Origin of the sequence: Duganella aceris, from assembly GCF_011090165.1 — a bacterium.
Lineage (GTDB): Bacteria > Pseudomonadota > Gammaproteobacteria > Burkholderiales > Burkholderiaceae_D > Rugamonas > Rugamonas aceris.
This window is the reverse complement of record NZ_JAADJT010000006.1, coordinates 53354-74226: the sequence shown is the minus strand read 5'-3', so window position 1 is coordinate 74226 and position 20873 is coordinate 53354. Positions and strand designations below refer to the sequence as shown.

At 64.3% G+C, this 20873-nt stretch carries 18 protein-coding genes; 3 read left to right on the top strand and 15 right to left on the bottom strand.

The genetic code is table 11. The features are described from left to right. Positions 1 to 5: 5 nt before the first annotated feature. The gene (locus GW587_RS14100) at positions 6 to 611 is read right to left on the bottom strand and encodes a toll/interleukin-1 receptor domain-containing protein (RefSeq protein ID WP_166104857.1); all 606 of its coding nucleotides are present in this window, start codon (positions 609 to 611) and stop codon (positions 6 to 8) included. A gap of 138 nt (positions 612 to 749) precedes the next feature. Here GW587_RS14100 and GW587_RS14095 point away from each other — a divergent pair, with 138 nt between their 5' ends. Then, positions 750 to 1724 carry an NADPH:quinone oxidoreductase family protein gene (locus GW587_RS14095; RefSeq protein ID WP_166103981.1) on the top strand — a complete coding sequence of 325 codons (975 nt, stop codon included), beginning with the start codon at positions 750 to 752 and terminating at the stop codon, positions 1722 to 1724. A gap of 98 nt (positions 1725 to 1822) precedes the next feature. Here GW587_RS14095 and yoaA read toward each other — a convergent pair whose 3' ends face one another. Then, entirely contained in the window at positions 1823 to 3856 is a 2034-nt protein-coding gene (gene yoaA, locus GW587_RS14090; RefSeq protein WP_207393493.1) for a DNA repair helicase YoaA, read from the bottom strand. Positions 3857 to 3883: 27 nt separating this feature from the next. After that, a complete protein-coding gene (locus tag GW587_RS14085; RefSeq protein ID WP_008450659.1) occupies positions 3884 to 4084 on the bottom strand; it encodes a YdcH family protein in 201 nt (66 codons plus the stop codon). Positions 4085 to 4231: 147 nt separating this feature from the next. Between GW587_RS14085 and GW587_RS14080 the strand changes: the two genes are divergently transcribed. Beyond that, the gene (locus GW587_RS14080) at positions 4232 to 5035 is read left to right on the top strand and encodes a PP2C family protein-serine/threonine phosphatase (RefSeq protein ID WP_166103978.1); all 804 of its coding nucleotides are present in this window, start codon (positions 4232 to 4234) and stop codon (positions 5033 to 5035) included. Positions 5036 to 5141: 106 nt separating this feature from the next. On the opposite strand, the gene GW587_RS14075 is transcribed toward GW587_RS14080, so the two are convergent. The 7 genes from GW587_RS14075 to GW587_RS30995 form a co-directional block, all read right to left on the bottom strand. Continuing rightward, complete coding sequence (locus tag GW587_RS14075; RefSeq protein ID WP_229259446.1) at positions 5142 to 5843, bottom strand: hypothetical protein; 702 nt, start codon at positions 5841 to 5843, stop codon at positions 5142 to 5144. A 20-nt stretch (positions 5844 to 5863) separates the two neighbouring features. Next, on the bottom strand, positions 5864 to 6961 hold the full coding sequence (gene zapE, locus GW587_RS14070; RefSeq protein ID WP_166103975.1) for a cell division protein ZapE: 1098 nt from the start codon (positions 6959 to 6961) through the stop codon (positions 5864 to 5866). A gap of 73 nt (positions 6962 to 7034) precedes the next feature. Next, the gene (gene lpdA, locus GW587_RS14065) at positions 7035 to 8465 is read right to left on the bottom strand and encodes a dihydrolipoyl dehydrogenase (protein WP_166103972.1); all 1431 of its coding nucleotides are present in this window, start codon (positions 8463 to 8465) and stop codon (positions 7035 to 7037) included. Between the two features lie 3 nt (positions 8466 to 8468). Then, on the bottom strand, positions 8469 to 8801 hold the full coding sequence (locus GW587_RS14060) for a PspC domain-containing protein (RefSeq protein WP_166103969.1): 333 nt from the start codon (positions 8799 to 8801) through the stop codon (positions 8469 to 8471). A gap of 52 nt (positions 8802 to 8853) precedes the next feature. Beyond that, positions 8854 to 10107, bottom strand: a complete 1254-nt coding sequence (gene odhB / locus GW587_RS14055; RefSeq protein ID WP_166103966.1) for a 2-oxoglutarate dehydrogenase complex dihydrolipoyllysine-residue succinyltransferase — start codon at positions 10105 to 10107, stop codon at positions 8854 to 8856. Between the two features lie 73 nt (positions 10108 to 10180). Beyond that, entirely contained in the window at positions 10181 to 13036 is a 2856-nt protein-coding gene (locus GW587_RS14050; RefSeq protein WP_166103964.1) for a 2-oxoglutarate dehydrogenase E1 component, read from the bottom strand. A gap of 246 nt (positions 13037 to 13282) precedes the next feature. Then, a complete protein-coding gene (locus tag GW587_RS30995) occupies positions 13283 to 13915 on the bottom strand; it encodes a PEP-CTERM sorting domain-containing protein (protein WP_207393492.1) in 633 nt (210 codons plus the stop codon). 119 nt (positions 13916 to 14034) lie between these two features. Here GW587_RS30995 and GW587_RS14040 point away from each other — a divergent pair, with 119 nt between their 5' ends. Continuing rightward, entirely contained in the window at positions 14035 to 15333 is a 1299-nt protein-coding gene (locus tag GW587_RS14040) for a leucine-rich repeat-containing protein kinase family protein (RefSeq protein ID WP_166103962.1), read from the top strand. Positions 15334 to 15438: 105 nt separating this feature from the next. Here the strand turns inward: GW587_RS14040 and GW587_RS14035 are convergent, their stop codons facing one another. Genes GW587_RS14035 through GW587_RS14015 form a run of 5 tightly spaced genes read right to left on the bottom strand, consistent with a single transcriptional unit; the run spans position 15439 to position 20872 of the window. After that, positions 15439 to 16797 carry a glycosyltransferase family 4 protein gene (locus GW587_RS14035; RefSeq protein ID WP_166103959.1) on the bottom strand — a complete coding sequence of 453 codons (1359 nt, stop codon included), beginning with the start codon at positions 16795 to 16797 and terminating at the stop codon, positions 15439 to 15441. A 10-nt stretch (positions 16798 to 16807) separates the two neighbouring features. After that, positions 16808 to 18109 carry a hypothetical protein gene (locus GW587_RS14030; protein WP_166103955.1) on the bottom strand — a complete coding sequence of 434 codons (1302 nt, stop codon included), beginning with the start codon at positions 18107 to 18109 and terminating at the stop codon, positions 16808 to 16810. Continuing rightward, the gene (locus tag GW587_RS14025; RefSeq protein ID WP_166103952.1) at positions 18106 to 18861 is read right to left on the bottom strand and encodes an outer membrane lipoprotein-sorting protein; all 756 of its coding nucleotides are present in this window, start codon (positions 18859 to 18861) and stop codon (positions 18106 to 18108) included. The genes GW587_RS14030 and GW587_RS14025 overlap by 4 nt, the downstream gene beginning before the upstream one ends. Before the next feature lie 20 nt (positions 18862 to 18881). Then, the gene (locus GW587_RS14020; protein ID WP_166103949.1) at positions 18882 to 20132 is read right to left on the bottom strand and encodes an ABC transporter permease; all 1251 of its coding nucleotides are present in this window, start codon (positions 20130 to 20132) and stop codon (positions 18882 to 18884) included. Beyond that, positions 20132 to 20872, bottom strand: a complete 741-nt coding sequence (locus GW587_RS14015) for an ABC transporter ATP-binding protein (protein WP_166103946.1) — start codon at positions 20870 to 20872, stop codon at positions 20132 to 20134. The genes GW587_RS14020 and GW587_RS14015 overlap by 1 nt, the downstream gene beginning before the upstream one ends. Position 20873: the final 1 nt, after the last annotated feature.

The window sequence follows — 20873 nt, the reverse complement described above, 5'->3', positions numbered from 1 at the left end:
GGCCTTTAGCGTGGGAAGTGTGGAGGAGGAATGGCGCGCCATTCCGGCGGGATGTCCGGCATGACAAAACGGCCGCAGTCATGCTCCGGCGGCGTGCAACGTTTGAGAAAGTGATAATGCTCGGCGATGCGCAGGACGATTTTTTCGATGTCGGGGATGAAATCGGGATTGGTCTTCAAATCCCCGCTGGCCAATGTGTAGCGGGAAAAGTCGACATACATGCCCGGCCCGGCGATCTGCGGCGGCATGCCGCCCGGGTGGCGGGTCATGATCACGGGAATAATCAGATGGCTGGGCAAGGGATACCATAGCTTGCGCTCGCTTTCGATAAGTTGCATTGCGGCAAACTCGCGCCGGGTGTAGGCGTGGGCTTCGTATTTCGGGGTGTAGATGACGATCATGCAAACGCTCTCGCACAAGGCCCGCGCGATCTTCTGGTCGAGGTCGTCGCCGCCGCCAAGCTGTTCGCTGTCGACAAATAATTCATCCTCGTTGTCGAAGTGCGGTTCCAGATAGCATTTGAGCGCGTCGATCAGATCGTCCTTGAACTTGCTCATGTACGTATGCTGGCCATGTGCATAACTGAAAAAACAGCCGTGCCGGATAGTCATGGCGTCCTCCATTTGCTTAACCAACTCTAGCAATCCACCCAGCAGCTACTTTGAGCGAGCGCAAACGTGCGCCGGCCCGAAATTGCAGTATCATTAAAATCTAACGACCGTACTATTTTAAAAACCAAGGAGACCGAAATGAAAGCTGTCGTATGCCAGGCCTGGGGTGCGCCCGATACCCTGACTGTCCAGGAATTGCCGGATCCGCAAGCCGGTCCCGGACAGGTGGTGATCGATGTCAAGGCTGCCGGCGTGAACTTTCCCGACGTGTTGATCGTGCAAGGCAAGTACCAGTTCAAGCCGGAATTGCCGTTTATCCCAGGCAGCGAAGTGGCCGGCGTGATCCGCTCTGTTGCTGACGATGTGACAACTTTCAAGGTCGGCGACAAGGTCATCGCCTTCACCTCGACCGGTGGCTTCGGGCAACAATTGGTGGCGCCCGTGCAAGCCTTGATGCCGATGCCGCCGGGCATGGATTTCGACACGGCGGCGGCCATCACCCTCACCTACGGCACCTCGCATCACGCGGTGGCGGACCGCGCCGCGCTAAGATCTGGCGAGACCATGCTAGTACTTGGCGCGGCCGGGGGTGTGGGACTGGCGGCGATCGAGATAGGCAAAGCCCTTGGAGCCCGCATTATTGCTTGCGCTTCGACCGATGAGAAGCTGGAGGTGTGCCGCCAGCACGGGGCGGACGTGCTGATCAACTACAGCACCCAGGATTTGCGCGAGGCGATCAAGGCGGCGACCGATGGCAAGGGGCCTGACGTGATTTATGACCCGGTCGGCGGCGAATATTCGGAGCCGGCGTTCCGTTCGATCGCGTGGCGCGGGCGGTATCTGGTGGTCGGTTTCGCCAACGGCGAGATTCCGAAATTGCCGCTCAATCTGACCTTGCTCAAAGGTGCTTCTTTGATCGGCGTGTTCTGGGGCGAGTTCGCAAAACGCGAGCCGAAAGCCAATCTGGCCGGCATGCGGCAATTGATGGGATGGTTGCAGGAGGGGAAGATTCGGCCGCATATTTCGGGCCGCTACACGCTGGAGGAAACGGCGCGGGCGCTGAACGATATGGCGGCGCGCAAGGTCACGGGCAAGGTGGTGATACAGCCTTAGTACCCCGCACGGCGCTCCGCCGGGGTCGGACCCGAGAGGGTCCGACCCCGGTTGGCTTTGCGGGGTGCGCCGCTCAAGCTTGGTTTTGTTACCGAAAGTTACTGTTCGTTATTCTTGTTTTTGAAGAATTCAATCACTTCGGCCTGCTCGCGGGTGCGCTTGAATGAGGGCAAACTCTGCCAGATCCGCTTGCCATACGGCTTGGAAATCACCCTCGGATCGCACAACATCAGCACGCCGCGATCGCCTTCGTCGCGGATCAAGCGGCCCGCGCCCTGCTTCAGATTGATGATCGCTTCCGGCAAAGTGTGGTGCATGAAGCCATTTTTGCCTTGCTTTTCCATCACCTCGATGCGCGCCGCCAGCACCGGATCGTCCGGTGGAGCGAACGGAAGCTTGTCGATAATCACCAGAGACAGCGCATCGCCGCGCACGTCGACGCCTTCCCAGAAGCTTTGCGAGCCGATCAAGACGCCATTTCCCGCCTTGCGGAACTGATCCAGCAGCTCGGTCCGGCCCTTGTCGCCCTGTACAAACAGCGGATACGGCAGGCCGCGCTTCTCGAATTCGTCGCGGAAACGCTCGGCGGCCCGCTTCACGGCGCGCAAAGTCGTGCACAAAAGGAAAGTTTTACCGCCGGCCGCCTCGATGATCGGCAAGGCATGGTCCAGCACGGCGTCGGTGTAACCCATCGAGTTCGGGTCCGGCAAGCCCTGCGGCACGTACAAAATCCCCTGCTGCTCGTAATTAAATGGACTCGGCCAGGTCTTCGACGGCTCGTTGGTCAAGCCCATCTGCTCGGAAAAGTGGGTGAAATCGTTCTTCACCGCCAGCGTCGCCGAGGTAAAGATCCAGCTGCGCGGCACGCCTTCGCGCTGGCCGTTGAAGATCGGCGCGATCGACAGCGGTGTCTTGTGCAGCTGCAGCGACGACGCGTAGGCCTCGACCCAGAACACCGCCTCCTCGCCCTTCTCCACCCGCGCTTTCGGATCGAACTTCCAGGCCGCCAGCTTCTGCCCCAGCTCGATGCCGCGCTGGCGGCATTGTTCCAGCGTTTCCGCGCGCATGGCCTGGGTTTCCAGCACCGCCAGCATGCCGTCCAGCTCGTCCTTCAGCTTCTGCAGGGCGGGGAAAAACTCGCTCGACGCGGCGATCTGCGGCAGCGACAGGCGCACGATGTCCTGCGGGAAGGTCAGGCGCAGATCGCGCGCGGCCTTCTCGACCACCGTCACCACCTTGCCCCAGTCGGCGCCGTCGCGGGCGTTGGACAAGCCTTCGGCCAGCACGTCGCGGCACAATTCCAGCACCTGCGAGGTCGAGAAGGTATCGCCGAAGAACAAGGTGGCGGTGTCCGGCAGCTGGTGCGCCTCATCGAAGATGATGGTGTTGGCGGAAGGCAGCAACTCGGCGACGCCGGAATCCTTCAGCGCAACGTCGGCGAAGAACAGGTGGTGGTTGACCACCACCACATCGGCCTGCTGCGCCTCCTTGCGCGCCTTCATGACGAAGCAATCCTGGTAATACTGGCATTCCGCGCCCATGCAATTGTCGCGGGTCGAGGTCACCAGGTTCCAGATCAGCGCGTTTTCCGGCACGCGGGCCAGCTCGGCCTTGTCGCCGGAACTGGTCATCTTCAGGAAGCGCGAGATCTCGCGCAGGTGGCCGACGTCGTCGCGCGAAGTCATGCGGCCGTTCTGCAGCGTGCGCTCCAGATGGTAGTGGCAGACGTAGTTGGAACGGCCCTTCAGCAGCGCCACCGACACCGGCGCCTGCAAGGCGGCGCGCACGGTCGGGATATCGCGCAGGTACAGCTGGTCCTGCAAGTTCTTGGTCCCGGTCGAGACAATGGTCTTGCCGCCCCACAGCAGCGCCGGCACCAGGTAGGCGAAGGTCTTGCCCGTGCCGGTGCCGGCCTCGGCGATCAGCGTGGTCTGGTTGGCGATGGCGTCGGCGACCGCCTTGGCCATCTCGGTTTGCGACTTGCGCGGGCGGTATTCGCCCACGGCCGGCCCCAGCGGGCCGCCGGCGCCGAACAGGCGTTCGACCTCGGCGTCGTGCTTGCCGGGGGGCTGGTCTGGCGTGGCGCCGATTACGGCGGGGACATCGGCTTGCTGTGGGAGGTGTTCGGTCAAAATAAACTTAGTTGTGGCTCGTCCGGATCAGGCCGGAACGTCGGGCACTAGTTGCATTTTCAGCAGAGTGATATGGTCTTTCAGTTGCAGCTTGCGCTTCTTGAGGCGGCGCAATTGCAGTTGATCGTGGTGCCCGTCCAGGGTCAACATGTCGATCACCGCGTCCAGATCGCGGTGTTCGACGTCGAGTTCGATCAGCCGACGCTGGATATCTTGTACATCAGTCATATTTCTCAGTCAAATAGTTTCACCGGAACAACAAAAGAGCAGCAAACACATTGCAAACCAACTGCTACACGGTGCATAGTTTAATCTACGGCGAGCTTGCCGCCAACAGATTGATCGCTCACCCGGCGTTAGGATACAGTGTTATATATGAGCGCTTACAAAATAGAAGCCGGGACCGCCCAGCACATCGGCAACCGGCCGCAGCAAAACGACAGGGTGGCCTTGTTCACCTCGGCGCAAGCGCCCGGTTACGTGCTGGCGGTGCTAGCCGACGGCAACACCGGCGCCATCGGCGCGGATCAGGTGCTGCTGACCAGCAAACACCTGTTCGACGAGTTCCGCGCCGGCGACAGCTCCAGCCTGGATCGTCTGCGGGAGCTGCTGCGCGCCATCGCGCTGGAGGCGCACGAAGTCATCAAGATGAACCCGATCGCCGCCACCGCCGAGCCGCAAAGCGCGCTGGCCCTGCTGATCCTGACGCCGCGCGGCCAGGCGGTCTGGGCGCATGTCGGCGACGCGCGCGTGTACCGGTTTGCCGGCGAAGCGTGCGCGATGCGCAGCAACGATGAAGCCTACATCCAGCATCTGGTGACGGAGGACAAGCTGCCGCTGGAGGCCGCAAAGAAGCACCGCAGTTCCCGGTTGCTCAGCAATGCGCTGGGCAATAGCTTCAAGGCGCCGTTCGTCAGCGTCGGCGTGCATGAGGGCTTGCAGGGTGGCGATGCCTTCATGCTGTGCTCGGACGGCCTGTGGATGCTGTTCAAGGATGTCGAACTGGCGGCCGCCGTGGCCCGCAACACGCCGCGCCAGGCGGCGGAACGGCTGATCGGCAAGGCCGCCGAACGGGCGCAGGGCAAGGGCGACAACTGCTCGATGGCGATCATCAAGCTGGTGACACCGCCCAAGGAAGCGCCCGGCTACACCGTGCAAAAGATGCGCCGCGCCGTATAGCCGCCGTCGTCGCCCCGGCGCGTCGCCGCCGCGTGCCGGCGACACCGCAAGCGATACCGCGCGGCCGGCTTGCGTCGCGCCAGCGCCCAGGCCGGCGCGCGACGTTTTACTTCGACGCGGCCTTGGCGGCTGCGGCGGCCGCTGCGGCGGCTTCGGCTTCGGCGCGCTTCTTCTCCGAGGCTTCCTTGGCGGCGGCCTTGGCAGCGTTCTGCTCCTTCTTCTTCGCTACTTCGGCCTGACGCCGCTCCGACTCGGCTTTTTTCCGCTCGAAGGCCGCGGCCTTAGCGGCGCGCTGGTCCGCCTCGGCCGCATCCTTCGCCTGCTGGCGTTGCAGCTTGGCCTCATGGCCGGCTTCGCGCTCGGCCACGGTGGGACCGGCGGCGCGGGTCGGGGCCGGCTTGTCTTCCGGCGCCGTATGCTGCTTGGGGCCGTGCGCGGCGCGTTGCGCCTGCTCGTCGGCATCCTTGCGGGCGCGCTCGGCCAGGTCGGCATCGCGCTTGCGCACCGAATCGACGCGCTTGAAATGCTCCGCCTCGACCTCGATCGCGCGCAGGCTGGACAGCGCCACGCGGCGCTTTTCCTTGGCCTTGTCCAGGCAGTTATTGACGAAAAACTTGCTGTTGCAAACGTTCTCGCTGGTGGCGTACTCCTGCTCGACCGCGTCGCGGTCCTTGGCGACCTGCTCCAGCTTCGCATTGGCCTGCTCGACCGACGTGGTCTGGGCCTGCGCCGGCGCCGCCAATGCGGCCAGCGCCGCCAGCGTGGCGGCGGCGATCATCTCGCCCAGCGGTTTCAAACCTGCTCTCATATTCGTTTTCCTGTGTAACGTCACGCCAGCGAACCGGCAGCGGCGCGCTGTTCCTTATCCATGTACTCGCGCGATTGCATCTCGACGATGCGCGACACCGTGCGGTGAAATTCGTTGGCCAGCATGCCGTTGGTGTACAACTCCTCCGGCTCGACTTCGGCCGACATCAACAGTTTAATCCCCTGGTCGTAGAACACGTCGATCAGCCAGGTGAAGCGGCGCGCCTCCGACGACATCGACGCCGACATCATCGGAATCCCGGACAATATCACGGTATGGAAGCGGCTGGCGATTTCCAGGTAGTCGTTCTGCGAACGCGGACCGCCGCACAGCGTGTTGAAGTCGAACCAGATGATCGAACCGGCGCGGCGCAAGGCGCGGATCTCGCGCGCCTCGATGCGCACCACCGGATCCTCGTCGGCGGTCTCGGCGATGCGGGCATAGGCGTCGCGCAGCGCCTTGTCGGTATTGGCGTTCAGCGGCGTGTAGTAGGAATCGACCTGCTCCAGCGCGCGGCCGCGATAGTCGATGCCGGCGTCGATGTTCATCACGTCCAGCTTGTCGTACAGCAGCTGGATGGTCGGCAGGATGCGGTCGCGATGCAGGCCGTCCGGGTACAGCAGCTGCGGATCGTAGTTCGAGGTCATGATGAAGGACACGCCGTTGTCGAACAGCGCCTTCAGCAGGTTGTACATGATCATCGCATCGGCCACATCGGAGATGTGGAATTCATCGAAGCAGATCAGGCGGTATTTCTTGGCGATGCGCTTGGCCACCTCGTCCAGCGGATTGGCGACCCCGGTCAGCTCGTCGAGCTGGCGATGCACGCCGCGCATGAATTCGTGAAAGTGCAAACGGGTCTTGCGCACCAGCGGCACGACCGAATAAAAGCTGTCCATCAAGAACGACTTGCCGCGCCCCACCCCGCCCCACATGTAGACGCCCTTCGGCACGTCGGGACGATTGATCAGCCGCTTGAAGGTGCTGGAACGCTGGCCCTTGTAGGCCACCCATTCCTCGTAGCACAGCTGCAGGCGGTCCACCGCGCGACGCTGGGCGGCGTCGGCCTTGAAATTGCGCTCTTCCAGCGCGTGCTGATAAAACTCTTCGACGTTCATGTGATTCGATTCTTGGTGCGCAAATAAAAACGGGCGGACCGCAGTCCGCCCGCAGTCCGCCTACTGGTGACGCTTAGAAGTTCAGCGTGCGCTTGTCGATCGCCAGCGCGGCTTCTTTCGTCGCTTCCGACAGCGATGGGTGTGCGTGGCAGATGCGCGCGATGTCTTCGGCCGAAGCCTTGAACTCCATCGCCACAACCGCTTCGGAGATCAGCTCGGAAGCCATCGGTCCGATGATGTGCACGCCCAGGATTTCGTCGGTGACCGCATCGGCCAGGAACTTGACGAAGCCGGTGGTGTCGCCCAGCGCGCGTGCGCGGCCGTTGGCCAGGAACGGGAAGCTGCCTGCCTTGTAGGCGACGCCGTCGGCTTTCAGCTGCTGCTCTGTACGGCCAACCCACGCGATTTCCGGCGAGGTGTAGATGACCCAAGGAATGGTGTTGAAGTTGGTGTGGCCGTGCTGGCCGGCGATGGTCTCGGCCACCGCAACGCCTTCTTCTTCCGCTTTGTGCGCCAGCATCGGACCGCGCACCACGTCGCCGATCGCCCAGACGTTCGGCAGATTGGTTTTGCAGTGGTCGTCGACCGCGACGAAGCCGCGCTCGTCCAGCGCCAGACCCGCTTTGTCGGCGGCCAGGCCGTCGGTGTTCGGGGTGCGGCCGATCGATACGATCAGACGGTCGAACACGGCGGTGGTGGCTTCGCCCTTCGAGTTTTCGTACTCGACGGTGACGTCGTTCTTGCCCGGGGTGACTTTGCTGATCTTGCAGCCCAGGTTGATCGACAGGCCTTGCTTGGTGAACTGCTTCAGCGCTTCCTTGGCGACTTGCTCGTCGACCGCGCCCAGGAACACCGGCAGGCCTTCCAGCACGGTCACTTCCGAACCCAGGCGACGCCATACCGAACCCATTTCCAGGCCGATGACGCCGGCGCCGATCACGCCCAGTTTCTTAGGCACGGCATCGGCGGCCAAGGCGCCGGTGTTCGACAGGATCAGTTTCTCGTCGAACGGTGCGCCAGGCAGCGCGCGCGCGTTGGAGCCGGTGGCGACGATGATGTGCTTGCCCGAGATGCTGTCGGCGCCCGGGCCGGTGATGGTCAGCGGATAGCCTTCAGCGGTGGCGGCGCCGGCGAAAGCGGCACGGCCGTGGAAGAAGGTGACTTTGTTTTTCTTGAACAGGTACAGGATGCCGTCGTTGTTCTGCTTGACGACGCCTTCCTTGCGCTTCAACATTTGCGGCAGGTTCAGCGACAGGCCGCTGACGTCGATGCCGTGGTCCTTGAACGCATGGCCGGCGTGCTCATAGTGCTCCGACGATTGCAGCAGCGCTTTCGATGGGATGCAACCCACGTTGGTGCAGGTGCCGCCCGGCGCCGGGCCGCCCTTTTCGTTTTCCCACGCGTCGACGCAAGCGACCGAGAAACCCAGTTGTGCCGCGCGGATCGCCGCGATGTAACCGCCAGGACCGGCGCCGATGACTACTACGTCAAATTGCTTACTCATGTTTTATTTTCCAATCAGTTCTTCGTCTGGAACGAAAATCCATAACAGAATGTAGATCGCGAGACCGAAACCAAAGGTCAGCACAAACAGCACGAACAACAGGCGCCAGATCCAGGATTCGACTCCGGTCACCTTGCCCAGTCCGCCGCAGACGCCACCGAGCCAGCGGTCGCTCTGCGAGCGCCGCAAACGGCTGATGTCGTTGGAGATGTTCTCCCCTGGGGCGGTGGTTTCGCTGTTCAGCAGACGGGCCTTGGCTCGGGCATATTCCTCGTCCGACAAGGCGCCAGCCTGATGCAGTTCGTGCAAACGTTTGATTTCTTCGGCGACACTCATTCATGACCCTCTGAAAATTCCCCGGGCCCGGACGGGCCCGAGGTCAGCCGTATTACAGATCCAGCAGCAGGCGTGCAGGATCTTCCAGCGCTTCTTTCATGGCGACCAGGCCCAGCACGGCTTCGCGGCCGTCGATGATGCGGTGGTCGTAGGACATCGCCAGGTAGTTCATCGGACGAACAACGATCTGGCCGTTTTCGACCACGGCGCGGTCCTTGGTCGCGTGCACTCCCAGGATGGCCGATTGCGGCGGGTTGATGATCGGGGTCGACAGCATGGAGCCGAAGGTGCCGCCGTTCGAGATCGAGAAGGTGCCGCCGGTCAGGTCGTCCAGGGTCAGCTTGCCGTCCTTGGCTTTCTGGCCGAATTCACCGATTTTCTTCTCGATGTCGGCGATCGACATCTGGTCGGCGTTGCGCAGGATAGGCACCACCAGGCCGCGCGGCGAACCGACAGCGATACCGATGTCGAAGTAGCCGTGGTAGACGATGTCGTTGCCGTCGACCGATGCGTTGATGATCGGGTATTTTTTCAGCGCTGCGACAGCGGCCTTGACGAAGAAGGACATGAAGCCCAGCTTGACGCCGTGCTCTTTCTCGAACTTGTCCTTGTACTTGTTGCGCAGTTCCATGACCGGAGCCATGTTCACTTCGTTGAAAGTGGTCAGGATGGCGTTGGTCGATTGCGACTGCACCAGGCGCTCGGCGATACGGGCGCGCAGGCGGCTCATCGGCACGCGCTCTTCAGGACGGTCGCCGGTGTTGGCGGCGGCAGGCGCTGCGACTTGTTGCAGCGCAGGCTTGGCGGCGGCTTGCGCCAGTGGAGCGACGGCTGGGGTCGCTGGAACGGAGGCGCCCAGGGCGTCGCCCTTGGTGACGCGGCCGTCTTTGCCCGAACCGGCGACATCGCCAGCGCTCAGGCCTTTTTCCGACAGGATCTTGGCGGCGGCAGGCATGGCCACGTCGCCTTTCGAACCGCCGGTGGCGGCGGCTGGCGCTGCTGCTGGAGCGGCGGCAGGTGCTGGTGCGGCTGCGGCGGCTACTGGAGCGGCTGCGGCGGCGGCGCCGTCGGTGTCGATGATGGCGATCAGTTCGTCGGCGACCACGGTGGTGCCGTCGCCCTTGATGATTTTAACCAGGACGCCAGCGGCAGGCGCCGGCAGTTCCAGAACCACTTTATCGGTTTCGATGTCAATCAGGTTTTCGTCGCGCGCGACTGCGTCGCCGACTTTTTTATGCCAGGTCAGCATGGTTGCTTCTGCTACCGATTCCGACAGCTGGGGTACTTTGACTTCGATTTGTGCCATGTAAAACTCCGTATATTTTGTTATTGCGGCCGCGCCCCGCGTAGCAGGGCACGGCTCCGTAAGTGATGCTTGATTATTTGGTCAGAATGAAGCCTTTGAGCTTCGAGAACGCCGTTTCCAGCAGGTCTTTTTGCTGGGCATAGTGCTTGTCGTAGTAACCGACCGCAGGCGATGCCGATGCCGGACGGCCGGCGTAAGCCAGGCGTTGGCCAGCGTCCATGCTCTCGAAGATGTTGTGCTGAATCTGGAACCATGGGCCCTGATTCTGCGGCTCGTCCTGGGTCCACACCACTTCGGTCAGCGCCGGGAACTTTTTCAGTTCAGCGGCGAACGACTTGTGCGGGAACGGATACAGTTGTTCGACACGGATGATGGCGGTGTCGGTCTGGCCGCGCGTCTTGCGTGCGTTGACCAGGTCGTAGTAAACCTTGCCCGAGCAAGCGACGACGCGCTTGACTTTCTTGGCATCGATTTTCTCGTCGACTTCGCCGATCACGGTCTGGAACGCGCCCTTGGCCAGGTCGTTCAGCGCGGAGCCGGCGTCCTTGTTGCGCAGCAGCGATTTCGGGGTCAGGATCACCAGCGGCTTGCGGAACTGGCGCACCATCTGACGACGCAGCACGTGGAAGATCTGCGACGCGGTGGTCGGCTGGACCACTTGCATATTGTTGTCGGCGCACAGCTGCAGGAAACGCTCAGGACGTGCCGACGAGTGCTCAGGACCCTGGCCTTCGTAACCGTGCGGCAGCATCATGACCAGGCCCGAAGCGCGGCCCCATTTCACTTCGCCGGAGCTGATGAATTGGTCGATGACCACTTGCGCGCCGTTGACGAAGTCGCCGAACTGGGCTTCCCAGATCGTCAGCGTGTTCGGCTCGGCGGTCGAGTAACCGTACTCGAAGCCCAGCACCGCTTCTTCGGACAGCACGGAGTCGATCACGGTGAACGGCGCCTGGCCTTCCGAGATGTTCTCCAGCGGCACGTAGGTGCCCGCGTCCCAACGCTCGCGGTTCTGGTCGTGCAGCACGGCGTGACGGTGCACGAAGGTGCCGCGGCCGGCGTCCTGGCCGGTCAGGCGCACTGCGTAGCCCGAAGCGACCAGCGATGCGTAGGCCATGTGCTCGCCCATGCCCCAGTCCAGGTTCAGTTCGCCACGGCCCATCGAGGCGCGGTCGCCCAGGACCTTCTCGACCAGCGAGTGGACCTTGAAGCCTTCAGGCACGGTGGTGATGCGGCCGGCCAGGCGTTTCAGTTCGGTCATCGGCACGGCGGTGTCGGCCGAGTCGGTCCATTTCTTGTTCAGGAACGGCAGCCAGTCGACCGCGTACTTGTTCTTGAAGTTCGAGATCACTGGATCGACGGTGTGCTTGCCGGCGTCCATCGCGTCGCGGAAGGCGGCTTGCATCTGCTCGCCGCCATCGGCCGCGATCACGGTCTGGGCAACCAGCTTGTCCGCGTACAGCTTGCGGGTGCCTGGGTGCTGGCCGATTTTCTTGTACATCAGCGGCTGGGTCAGCGCCGGGGTGTCTTGCTCGTTGTGGCCCAGTTTGCGGTAGCAAATGATGTCGACCACGATATCTTTATGGAACTGCAGACGGTAGTCCATCGCGATCTGCGAAGCCAGCACCACGGCTTCAGGATCATCGGCGTTGACGTGCAGCACCGGTGCTTCGATCATCTTGACGACGTCCGAGCAGTAGATGGTGGAACGCGCGTCGCGCGGATCCGAGGTGGTGAAACCGATCTGGTTGTTGATGACGATGTGCACCGTGCCGCCCGTGCCATAGCCACGGGTCTGCGCCAGATTCAGCGTTTCCATCACAACGCCCTGGCCGGCGAATGCCGCGTCGCCGTGCACCAGGATAGGCAGCACTTGCATGCCCAGGTGGTCGCCGCGACGGTCCATGCGCGCCTTGACCGAACCTTCGACCACAGGGTTGACGATTTCCAGGTGCGACGGGTTGAACGCCAGCGACAGGTGGACCGGACCGCCGGCAGTCGAGATGTCCGACGAGAAGCCCTGGTGGTATTTGACGTCGCCGGCCGGCAGGTCGTCGCCGTGCTTGCCTTCGAATTCTTCGAACAGTTCCTTAGGCGCTTTGCCCAGGGTGTTGACCAGCACGTTCAGACGGCCACGGTGGGCCATGCCGATGACGATTTCCTGCACGCCTTTTTCACCGGCGCGCTGGATGATCTCGTCGATCGACGCGATGAAGGTTTCGCCGCCTTCCAGCGAGAAACGTTTCTGGCCGACGTATTTGGTATGCAGGTAGCGTTCCAGGCCTTCGGCCGCGGTCAGGCGCTCCAGGATGTGCTTTTTCTTGTCGGCGGTGAAGTTAGGGGTCGAGCGGATCGACTCCAGGCGCTCTTGCAGCCAGCGCTTTTCGGCCGGATCGGAGATGTACATGTACTCTGCGCCGATCGAACGGGTATAGGTGTCGCGCAGGTAGTTCAGCAAGTCGCGCAGGGTCGCGGTCTCTGGGCCGAAGTAGGTGTTGCTGATGTTGAAGACGGTGTCCATGTCCGCATCGGTGAAGCCGTAGAAGCTAGGCTCCAGCTCGTTGATGGCGGGACGTTCCTGACGCTGCAGCGGATCCAGGTTGGCCCAGCGCGAGCCGAGGTAGCGGTAGGCGGCGATCAGCTGGGTCGCGGCGACGCGCTTGCGACCCATTTCGACATCGGCGGAGGCGGTCACGGTGCGGATCGGGCCGGCTTTCGCGCGTTCGGCGAAGGAGGCGATCACGGAGGCGTGGGCGACGTCCGGCTTGTTGGAACCATCGACGGCTGGCACGTGCTGCATGGCGTCGAAGTACGAGCGCCAGTTGTCCGGCACGGAGCCCGGGTTGTTCAGATACGCTTCGTACAATTCTTCGACGTACGGAGCGTTCCCACCGAACAGGTAGGAGTTGGACGTATATTGTTGCATCATATTGCTCACCTTTCTTCGCGCTTCGCGAGGAATTAGCGGGTTAATCTAACCTTCCGCGACACGGCCTGACCGGTTAGCGGATTGCACATCAAGTTGTGGGGAAGGGCTATATTTCTTCAGGTACGACAAAATCGGTTATTCAGCATAGCACCGGTATTGTATCCCAACAACCATTTGCGCGACTAAGTCCCCGTAAATCTTTCGTCATTAATTTTCACTTAAGCCGCACGGTTGTTTGGCTTTCCGCTAATCTTTACATATCTTCATCGGCATTTCCTCCCCATTAAGCGGGAACACGGCCGCACGCCGTCTCGCCCGCCGGCCGGCCATGGCCAGCAACGGCACCCCGGCCAACAACAGCGCCCACGCGGCAGGCTCCGGCACCGGCGGCGGCACGTCCGACAGCGTGAATTCGAACCGCGTATAGTTCGGCCGCAATGCCGAGTCGCTGCCCCAGATGCCGCTCCTGTTATCCACGGCGTAATAAAAAATGAAAGGTCGCCGCGTGTCGTTATCCCAGGCCATGGTGAAGTCGTTGGTCTCGGTCGTGACGCCGTACTCGGTGCCGTATTTCCCGCCGATAAAAGTCGATCCGGGGTCGCCGGGAATGCCGGAAGACATGACGCTGGTCGCCAGCTCGGACAAACCGTAGCGATGTTCGCCAATCCGCAAATCGACGCCGAGAAGACGAGTGATGGGACCCGTCAAGCTATCGGATTCCCACCAGAATCTTCCCTGGACCGGGTCGGAAGGCGCCGGATTGCCGTTGGACGGAGCAAAACGCTCCACTGAAAAGTCCAGTTGGACGGTGGTAGCGGACGCCGCGCTCCACGCGGCGCAGCATCCAAGAAACAGCATATGCAGATATGTCGTTTTCATGTGAGCCCCCTGATGTAGATCCGTACATATTACGGTGATGCCGCGACAGCGGAAGTTCGTTACCTCGCGCCATCAAAGTCGCGGTGATACACTGCCGCATCTACTGTTCACCCACATCCATGCATACATTGGAACAACTGCGCTCCGGCGCCCTGCAAGGCGTTCGGCGCCTGCAACTCGTCTGCGGCCTGCGCGAATTCCCGCGCGAGATCTTCGGCCTGGCCGACAGCCTGGAAATCCTCGACCTGTCCGGCAACGCGCTGTCGTCGCTGCCGGACGACCTGCCCCGGCTGCACAAGCTGCGCATCATCTTTTGTTCGGACAATCTATTCACCGAGTTGCCGCCGGTGCTGGGCGCATGCACGACGTTGAGCATGGTCGGCTTCAAGGCCAACCGCATCCGCAGCGTGCCGGCCGCCGCGCTGCCGCCGCAATTGCGCTGGCTGGTGCTGACCGATAACGAGATCGAGGAATTGCCGGACGAGCTGGGCCGCCGGCCGCTGATGCGGAAGCTGATGCTGGCCGGGAACCGCCTGCGCGCCCTGCCCGCCTCGATGGCGAATCTGCATCAGCTGGAATTGCTGCGCATCGCCGCCAACCGGCTGACCGAGTTGCCGCCATGGCTGCTGACGCTGCCCCGCCTGACCTGGCTGGCCTGCGCCGGCAATCCGTTCAGCGCGGAGCGCGAAGCGGCCGCGCCGAGCGCCGCCATCGCCTGGCGCGACCTGACGCTGGAGCGGAAACTGGGCGAAGGCGCTTCCGGCGTGATCCACCGCGCCGCTTACGCTGGCGGCCACGTCGCGGTCAAGGTGTTCAAGGGGGCGATGACCAGCGACGGTTCGCCGTTGAGCGAAATGGCGGCCTGCATCGGCGCCAGCGCGCATCCCAACCTGATTCCGCTGCTGGGCAAGATCGACGACCACCCCGACGGCGCGCACGGACTGGTGATGTCGCTGATCGATCCGAAGTTCGGCAACCTGGCCGGTCCGCCCAGCCTGGACAGCTGCACCCGCGACGTCTACCCGGCCGACAAGCGCTTCACGCCGGCGACGCTGCTGGCCATCGCCGGCGGCGTCGCCTCGGCGGCGCGCCATCTGCACAGCCGGGGCGTGATGCACGGCGACCTGTACGGCCACAACATCCTGCATTGCGAGCTTGGCGCTCCGCTGCTGGGCGATTTCGGCGGCGCCTCGCTGTTCGCGACCGACGCCGCCCATGCGCCGGCCTTGCAGCGGCTGGAGGTGCGCGCCTTCGGCGTGCTGCTGGAGGAGCTGCTGGCGCGCTGCGACGCGCCACCCGCTTTCCAGCCGAAGCTGGATCAACTGGCACGCCTGGCGGCCCGCTGTCTCGCCGCCGATCCCGCCGCCCGGCCATTTTTCGCGGAGATCGCCGCCACGTTGGCGCGCGACCAGACATGAGGCCTGCCTAGCCCCGGCGGCGCGAGGCATCGCCGCAACGCCGCCCTGGCCGCGTCCGGCGGGCGGACGCGCGGCCGAGGTCGGCACGGGATGGCATCGCGCCGATCAGGCGCGCAGCGGCAGCTCGGCCGGCTCGGCCGGGCCCGGCGGATGGGCTTGCAGGCCGATATGGGCCAGGATGGCGTCGGTCATATTATCGACGTTGAAGCGCGCCGCCACCGCGCGCGCGTTGCCGGCCAGTTCGCGGTACAGCACCGGCTCCTCGAACAGACGCCCCAGTTGCCGCGCCAGGTCGCCGCTGTCCCAGGTGCGGAAACACAGGCCGCCCTGGCGTCCCCGGTCGCGGATCACCTCGGCCACGCCGCCGTAATCCGGCACCAGCACCGGCGTGCCGTGGCTCATCGCCTCCGCCACCACCAGCCCGAACGGCTCGCGGTTGACCGATGGATAGACCACGCAATAGCTGTGCGCATACAGCGCGTCGCGCAGCGCCGCCGACACCGTGCCGGCATGATGAACCCGCAGGCCCAGATGCTGCCCCAGCTCGGTCAGCACCTTGCGGTAGGACGGCCCCTTCGCGGTCGCGCCGCAGATCACCAGTTGCATCGGCAACGCGCGTCCGGCCAGCAGCCGCACCGCGTACAACAGCAGGTCGATGCCCTTTTCGCTGTCCTGGCGCCCAAGATACAAGACGATGGGCACATCCTGCCGCAGCGCCGGGAACAGCGCCTTGATCGGCGCGAACGACGGCGCCTCGGCGCGCGCCTTTTGCTCGACGCCGTTGTAAACCACCTGCAAGCGCGCCGGCGAGACCTGGATATCGTCGACGATGCGGCTGACATAATCCTCGCTGACGGCGATCGACTTCCACGGCGATCCGGCCAGCGATTGATTCAGCCGCTGCCGATACACGTCCAGCAGACCGATGCGCCCGGCGTGGGCGGCGAACTCCTCGTCGCCCTGGAAGGTCAGCACATAGTCGAAGTGGCGGCCGGCGGCGCGCTTGGCGGCCAGCGCCAGCGGCCCCAGCGTGCCGAAGCTGACCATCAGATGGCTGATGTCGTCGCGCTCGATCAGCGCCCGCAAGCGCAGCGCGAGCGCCGGATCCGGCTGCGGCTGCGCGTACAACGAACGCACCAGGTTGGCCAGCAGCCGGTCCACATACGACGCCTTGCGCTGGATGGCGCGCACCCGCCAGCGCTTGGGCAGCAGGAACAACAAGGAACCCAGCCAGCGGTCCAGCACCTGCGACGGCCGCTGGAAGTGGTAGCGCGTGCCGTGGCACAGCATGCGGTGCTCGATGCCGGCGTCGGCCAGGTCGCGGTTCTCCTCCATCATCCAGTAGATGACCACCTTGAAGCCGCGCCGGTGCAGGCTGTTGGCCAGCGTCAGGTCGCGCACCGTCGAGCCGAGATAGTCGCCGCTGCCCATGGTCAGGATGGCAAAGCTGGGCGTCGTTTGCATGGCGGTCTCCTTAGTAAGTGTAGGACAGGCCGAAGAACAGCGAGCGTTTCGGCAAATTGGGGAATTCGGCGCCGTCGTGGCCGCTGGAGACGGTTGGCACCAGATACAGCTGCACGTGTTCGCCCACTTCCCATTCGACGTTGGCGGTGGACAGGGTCGAGTGGTCGTCGAGATTGCGGATCACCCGCACCACCAGGTTGACGCTGCCGAGCAGCTTGGTGTCGACGTATTGCAGCAGCGCGTAACGGCGCCGCAACAGCGGCAGGCGCGGCGGCGCGGCGGCGCCGCAGGCCAGCAGCGGCTCCAGCGTGCAGCCGCTGCGGTTGTGAAAGTACTCGGCGCTGAAGGTCGGCCCCGATTCCAGCGTGTAGGAGGCGCCGGCCAGCAGGCGCCTCGGCGCGCCCCCGGCGCCCTGGGCGCGCTGCGCCGCCTGTTCGCGCTCGGCGCTGCCTTCGGCGTACAGCATCAGCGCGTCCGACGCGTTCCAGCCGCCGAACAGCCCCAACCGGTTGGCGCCGCGCCGGCGGTGCGACACGATCGCCGATGCGTAATAACCGTCGCCGGTGTAGTCGAGCTTGACGGCGTGGGTCTTTTCGAACGGCTCGCGCTGCAGCAGCGAATAGTCGACGCCGACCGGCGGCGCCAGCTGCGCGGAGGCGGGAAACCCGGTACCCGTGGTCGCCACCTGGTCGTCCTTGTTGAGCCGGCCGGGGCGGAAGTTGCTGATCAGCGAAACCGTCCACTCCGGACTCGGCACCGCCACCAGCCGCACGTAGTCGAGGCCGGGCAGCTCGACATTGGGATTGCCCTTGCCGTTGTTCGGATTGAACGGATTCGACGCCGACACCAGCGCCGACGGGCCCCATTGCAGGTTCTCGCGGCTGAGGATGGCGGTCACGTTCTCGGTGGCGCGGAAGCGCACGTAGGCTTCGTTGATGTAGCCACGGTGGCGGGTGTCGGTGTCGTCTTCGCCGACGCGCTCGTACAGCCGGTCGCGCGCGTAGAGCAGGCGCGGCTTCAGGCCGAAGTCGAAGCGCCGCAGGCTGAGGCTGAAGTCGGGACGGAAATCGATCTCCGCCTGACTGCGCGGGAAACCCAGCACATTGCTGGCGCGCTGGCCATCGCGCAGGTCGTTGTAGACGCCGAACGCCAGCACGTTGAGGCGCGAATAAAATCCTTCGCGCAGCTCGTCGCCCAGCGCTCCGCCGGCGGCCGGCTCCTTGTCCGCCGCCGGCGCCTCGGACTGCGCCCGCGCGCCCGCGCCGGCCAGCGCCAACAACAGCGCGGCGGCGGTGAGGGTCGGCGCGCTCATCGCATCAACAGGTTAAGGTCGAACACCGAATCCGGCAGTGGCGCCAGGCGCGGCTCGCGCAGGCTCAGATACGTCACCGCCCCGTTCATCAATTCGCCGCGCATGACGATGCGCGACAGGAAGGCGCGGCGCTGGCCCGCCAGCTGGATATGGTTGTCGTACTCCATCGTGGCCGACTTGAATTTTTTGCCCGACACCGTGTAGTACTCGGCCCGCACGCCGACCAGCCGCTCCTTCGAGACCCAGTAGCGGATCCGGTCGTAGGTGCTTTTCTCGCTCTTGGCCTTGAGGTCGTACACATGGCACTCCTCTTCGCCCACCCGCTCGTCGGGCAACTCGGTGGCGGCGTAGCCGTCGGCGTAGTTGGTCGACGCGATGTCGCCGTAGGACGCGTCGCCCATCAGCTTCTGCCGCTGCGAGATCGGCACCGGCTTGCTCAGGCCCTGCTTGTAGAACCACATGCTGGTGTTGAGCATCAGCAGCTTGTTGCCCTTGTACTTGGCCGGCGCCTGGCTGATGCCGGCCACGTTGAAGCCGCGCGCCTTGATGTCGTACACCATGGTGTCGCTGACGCGTTCGTTCTCGGTCGATTCGACGGTGACGTTCCAGGCGATGCCCTCGACGTTGCCGCGCGCCTCGTCCGCGGAACGGAGGATATCCGTGGTCGAGGCCGGCGCCGCGACCGCCAGCACCAGCGCCGGCCAGGCGGCGCACACCGTCATTAGGGGAGAAAACCGGTTCAGCTTCATCATTGCTCCTTGATAGTTGTCGCTCAGGCGAAGCCCAAGGCGTGGGTGATTTCCTTGCGCGCGGCGGCGCGCGCGGGGAAGACGGCGGCCGCCAGCGACAGCGCCAGCAACAGCGAGACGCTGGCCAGCCAGTACGGCACCACCAGGTAGATCCGCAGCGGCACCTCGCGCGCGATCTGCGGCGGCACCCAGGTCGGATGCAGCAGGTGCACCAGGTACAACAACAGCAACATCAGCGCCATGCCGAACAGCGAGCCGATGGCACCCAGCAGCATGCTTTCGATCGCGAACAACCTGACGATGCCGGCGCGGCGCAGGCCCAGCGCGCGCAGCGTGCCGATTTCGCGGGTGCGCTCCAGCACCGCCATGCCCACCGTGTTGAGCACGCTCATGACGACGATCAGGAACACGATCAGGAAGGTCACCAGGAAGATCACGTTGAACATCTTCTTGACCTTGGTGTAGAACGGCGCCATCTGCTGCCAGGTGCGTACCTCCAGCGCCAGCCCGGCGCGGGCGAACGCGGCGCGCAGCCGGACGCAGGCCGCCGCCGTTTGTTCCTCGCCGCGCAACAGCACCGTGACGCGGTCGACGCTGGCGGTGTCGTACAGGCTCTGCGCGAAGGCCAGCGGCACCGCCGCCAGCTTGTCCTCCAGCGCCTCGACCGGGGCGTCGACCACCTGCAGCAACTGCGCGTCGAGCGCGTTGACCTGGCCGGCGACGGTGGGCGCCATCGCCACCGCCGTCTCGCCCAGCGCCAGATTGAGCTGCTGCGCCAGGCCGCGGCTGACGCCGATGCCGTAGGGCTTGGCGGTGCTGAGCGGCAGGCCGTCGAAGCGGCTGCCGTTGCCGCCCGGGTCGGGCGCGTGCGCGGCGATGCTGCGCATGTCCTCCGGCACCAGGCCGGCGGCGACGAAGATGGTCGACACCTTGCCGTTGCTGAGCAGGCCGGAAATGTGCAGCGCCGGGCTGGCCAGCACCACATCCGGATCGGCCGCCAGCACCTTGCGCACCGCCGCCAGTTCGTCGGCGTCGAGCAGGAAGGCCAGCGGGTCAAGCTTGCCTTTGTCGAGGAAGCCGGCCTTGAACACCGTCAGGTGGCCGTTGCCTTCGCCATAAATGTAGCTGTCCTGCAGGCTGGTGAAGATGTAGGCGGTGAAGCCGCCCAGCGTGTTTACCGCCAGGAAGCCGAGGCCGATCGCCAGCACCGTCACCAGCGAGCGGCGGGCGTTGCGCAGCAGGTTGCGCAGGCCGAGCTTGAACCAGGTGATCATCAGTAGCCTCCCGCCGCCAGCGGCGTCGCGACGGTCGCCGCGTGCAGCCGGTCTTCGACCGCGCAGCCGTCGCGCATCATGACCTGGCGGTCGACCCGTTCCAGCAGCCGCTGGTCGTGGGTGGAAAAGACGAAGGTGGTGCCCTCCTCGCGGCTGATGCGCCGCATCAGCTCGATGATCAGCAAGGCGTTGGCGGTGTCGAGATTGGCGGTCGGCTCGTCGGCCACCACCAGCGCCGGGGCGCCGATCAGGGCGCGGGCGATCGCCACCCGCTGCTGCTGGCCGCCCGACAGCGAGGATGGCCGCTGCGTCAGCTGCGCGCCCAGGCCGACCTGTTCCAGCCGCAGCCGGGCGGCGTCCCGCGCCACCAGCGCCGACGCGCCGCCGATCTGCAACGGCAGCATCACGTTCTCCAGCGCCGACAGCACCGGCACCAGGTTGAAGCCCTGGAACACGAAGCCGATGCCTTGGTTGCGCAGATCGCTGCGGGCGTTGTCGGACAGCTTGGCGGCGTCCTGGCCGCGAAAGCTGACGCTGCCCGAGGTGGGGGCGTCGAGCAGGCCGATCATGTTGCACAGGGTCGATTTGCCGGAGCCGGACGGCCCCCATACCGCGACGAATTCGCCGGCGCCGATGCGCAGGTCGATGCCGGCCAGCGCGATGATGGCGGCGCCGCCCAGCCGGTAGCGTTTGACGACGCCGTGCAGTTCCACCAGCGGCCGTGAGAGTAGGTGCGACATG

What these genes read in the sequence shown, in the direction of transcription:
- GW587_RS14100 (WP_166104857.1), bottom strand. Translation starts at nt 611, where the DNA reads ATGACTATCCGGCACGGCTGTTTTTTCAGTTATGCACATGGCCAGCAT.
- GW587_RS14095 (WP_166103981.1), top strand. Translation starts at nt 750, where the DNA reads ATGAAAGCTGTCGTATGCCAGGCCTGGGGTGCGCCCGATACCCTGACT.
- GW587_RS14085 (WP_008450659.1), bottom strand. Translation starts at nt 4,084, where the DNA reads ATGACTGATGTACAAGATATCCAGCGTCGGCTGATCGAACTCGACGTC.
- GW587_RS14080 (WP_166103978.1), top strand. Translation starts at nt 4,232, where the DNA reads ATGAGCGCTTACAAAATAGAAGCCGGGACCGCCCAGCACATCGGCAAC.
- GW587_RS14075 (WP_229259446.1), bottom strand. Translation starts at nt 5,843, where the DNA reads ATGAGAGCAGGTTTGAAACCGCTGGGCGAGATGATCGCCGCCGCCACG.
- zapE (WP_166103975.1), bottom strand. Translation starts at nt 6,961, where the DNA reads ATGAACGTCGAAGAGTTTTATCAGCACGCGCTGGAAGAGCGCAATTTC.
- lpdA (WP_166103972.1), bottom strand. Translation starts at nt 8,465, where the DNA reads ATGAGTAAGCAATTTGACGTAGTAGTCATCGGCGCCGGTCCTGGCGGT.
- GW587_RS14060 (WP_166103969.1), bottom strand. Translation starts at nt 8,801, where the DNA reads ATGAGTGTCGCCGAAGAAATCAAACGTTTGCACGAACTGCATCAGGCT.
- odhB (WP_166103966.1), bottom strand. Translation starts at nt 10,107, where the DNA reads ATGGCACAAATCGAAGTCAAAGTACCCCAGCTGTCGGAATCGGTAGCA.
- GW587_RS14050 (WP_166103964.1), bottom strand. Translation starts at nt 13,036, where the DNA reads ATGATGCAACAATATACGTCCAACTCCTACCTGTTCGGTGGGAACGCT.
- GW587_RS30995 (WP_207393492.1), bottom strand. Translation starts at nt 13,915, where the DNA reads ATGAAAACGACATATCTGCATATGCTGTTTCTTGGATGCTGCGCCGCG.
- GW587_RS14040 (WP_166103962.1), top strand. Translation starts at nt 14,035, where the DNA reads ATGCATACATTGGAACAACTGCGCTCCGGCGCCCTGCAAGGCGTTCGG.
- GW587_RS14035 (WP_166103959.1), bottom strand. Translation starts at nt 16,797, where the DNA reads ATGCAAACGACGCCCAGCTTTGCCATCCTGACCATGGGCAGCGGCGAC.
- GW587_RS14030 (WP_166103955.1), bottom strand. Translation starts at nt 18,109, where the DNA reads ATGAGCGCGCCGACCCTCACCGCCGCCGCGCTGTTGTTGGCGCTGGCC.
- GW587_RS14025 (WP_166103952.1), bottom strand. Translation starts at nt 18,861, where the DNA reads ATGATGAAGCTGAACCGGTTTTCTCCCCTAATGACGGTGTGCGCCGCC.
- GW587_RS14020 (WP_166103949.1), bottom strand. Translation starts at nt 20,132, where the DNA reads ATGATCACCTGGTTCAAGCTCGGCCTGCGCAACCTGCTGCGCAACGCC.
- GW587_RS14015 (WP_166103946.1), bottom strand. Translation starts at nt 20,872, where the DNA reads ATGTCGCACCTACTCTCACGGCCGCTGGTGGAACTGCACGGCGTCGTC.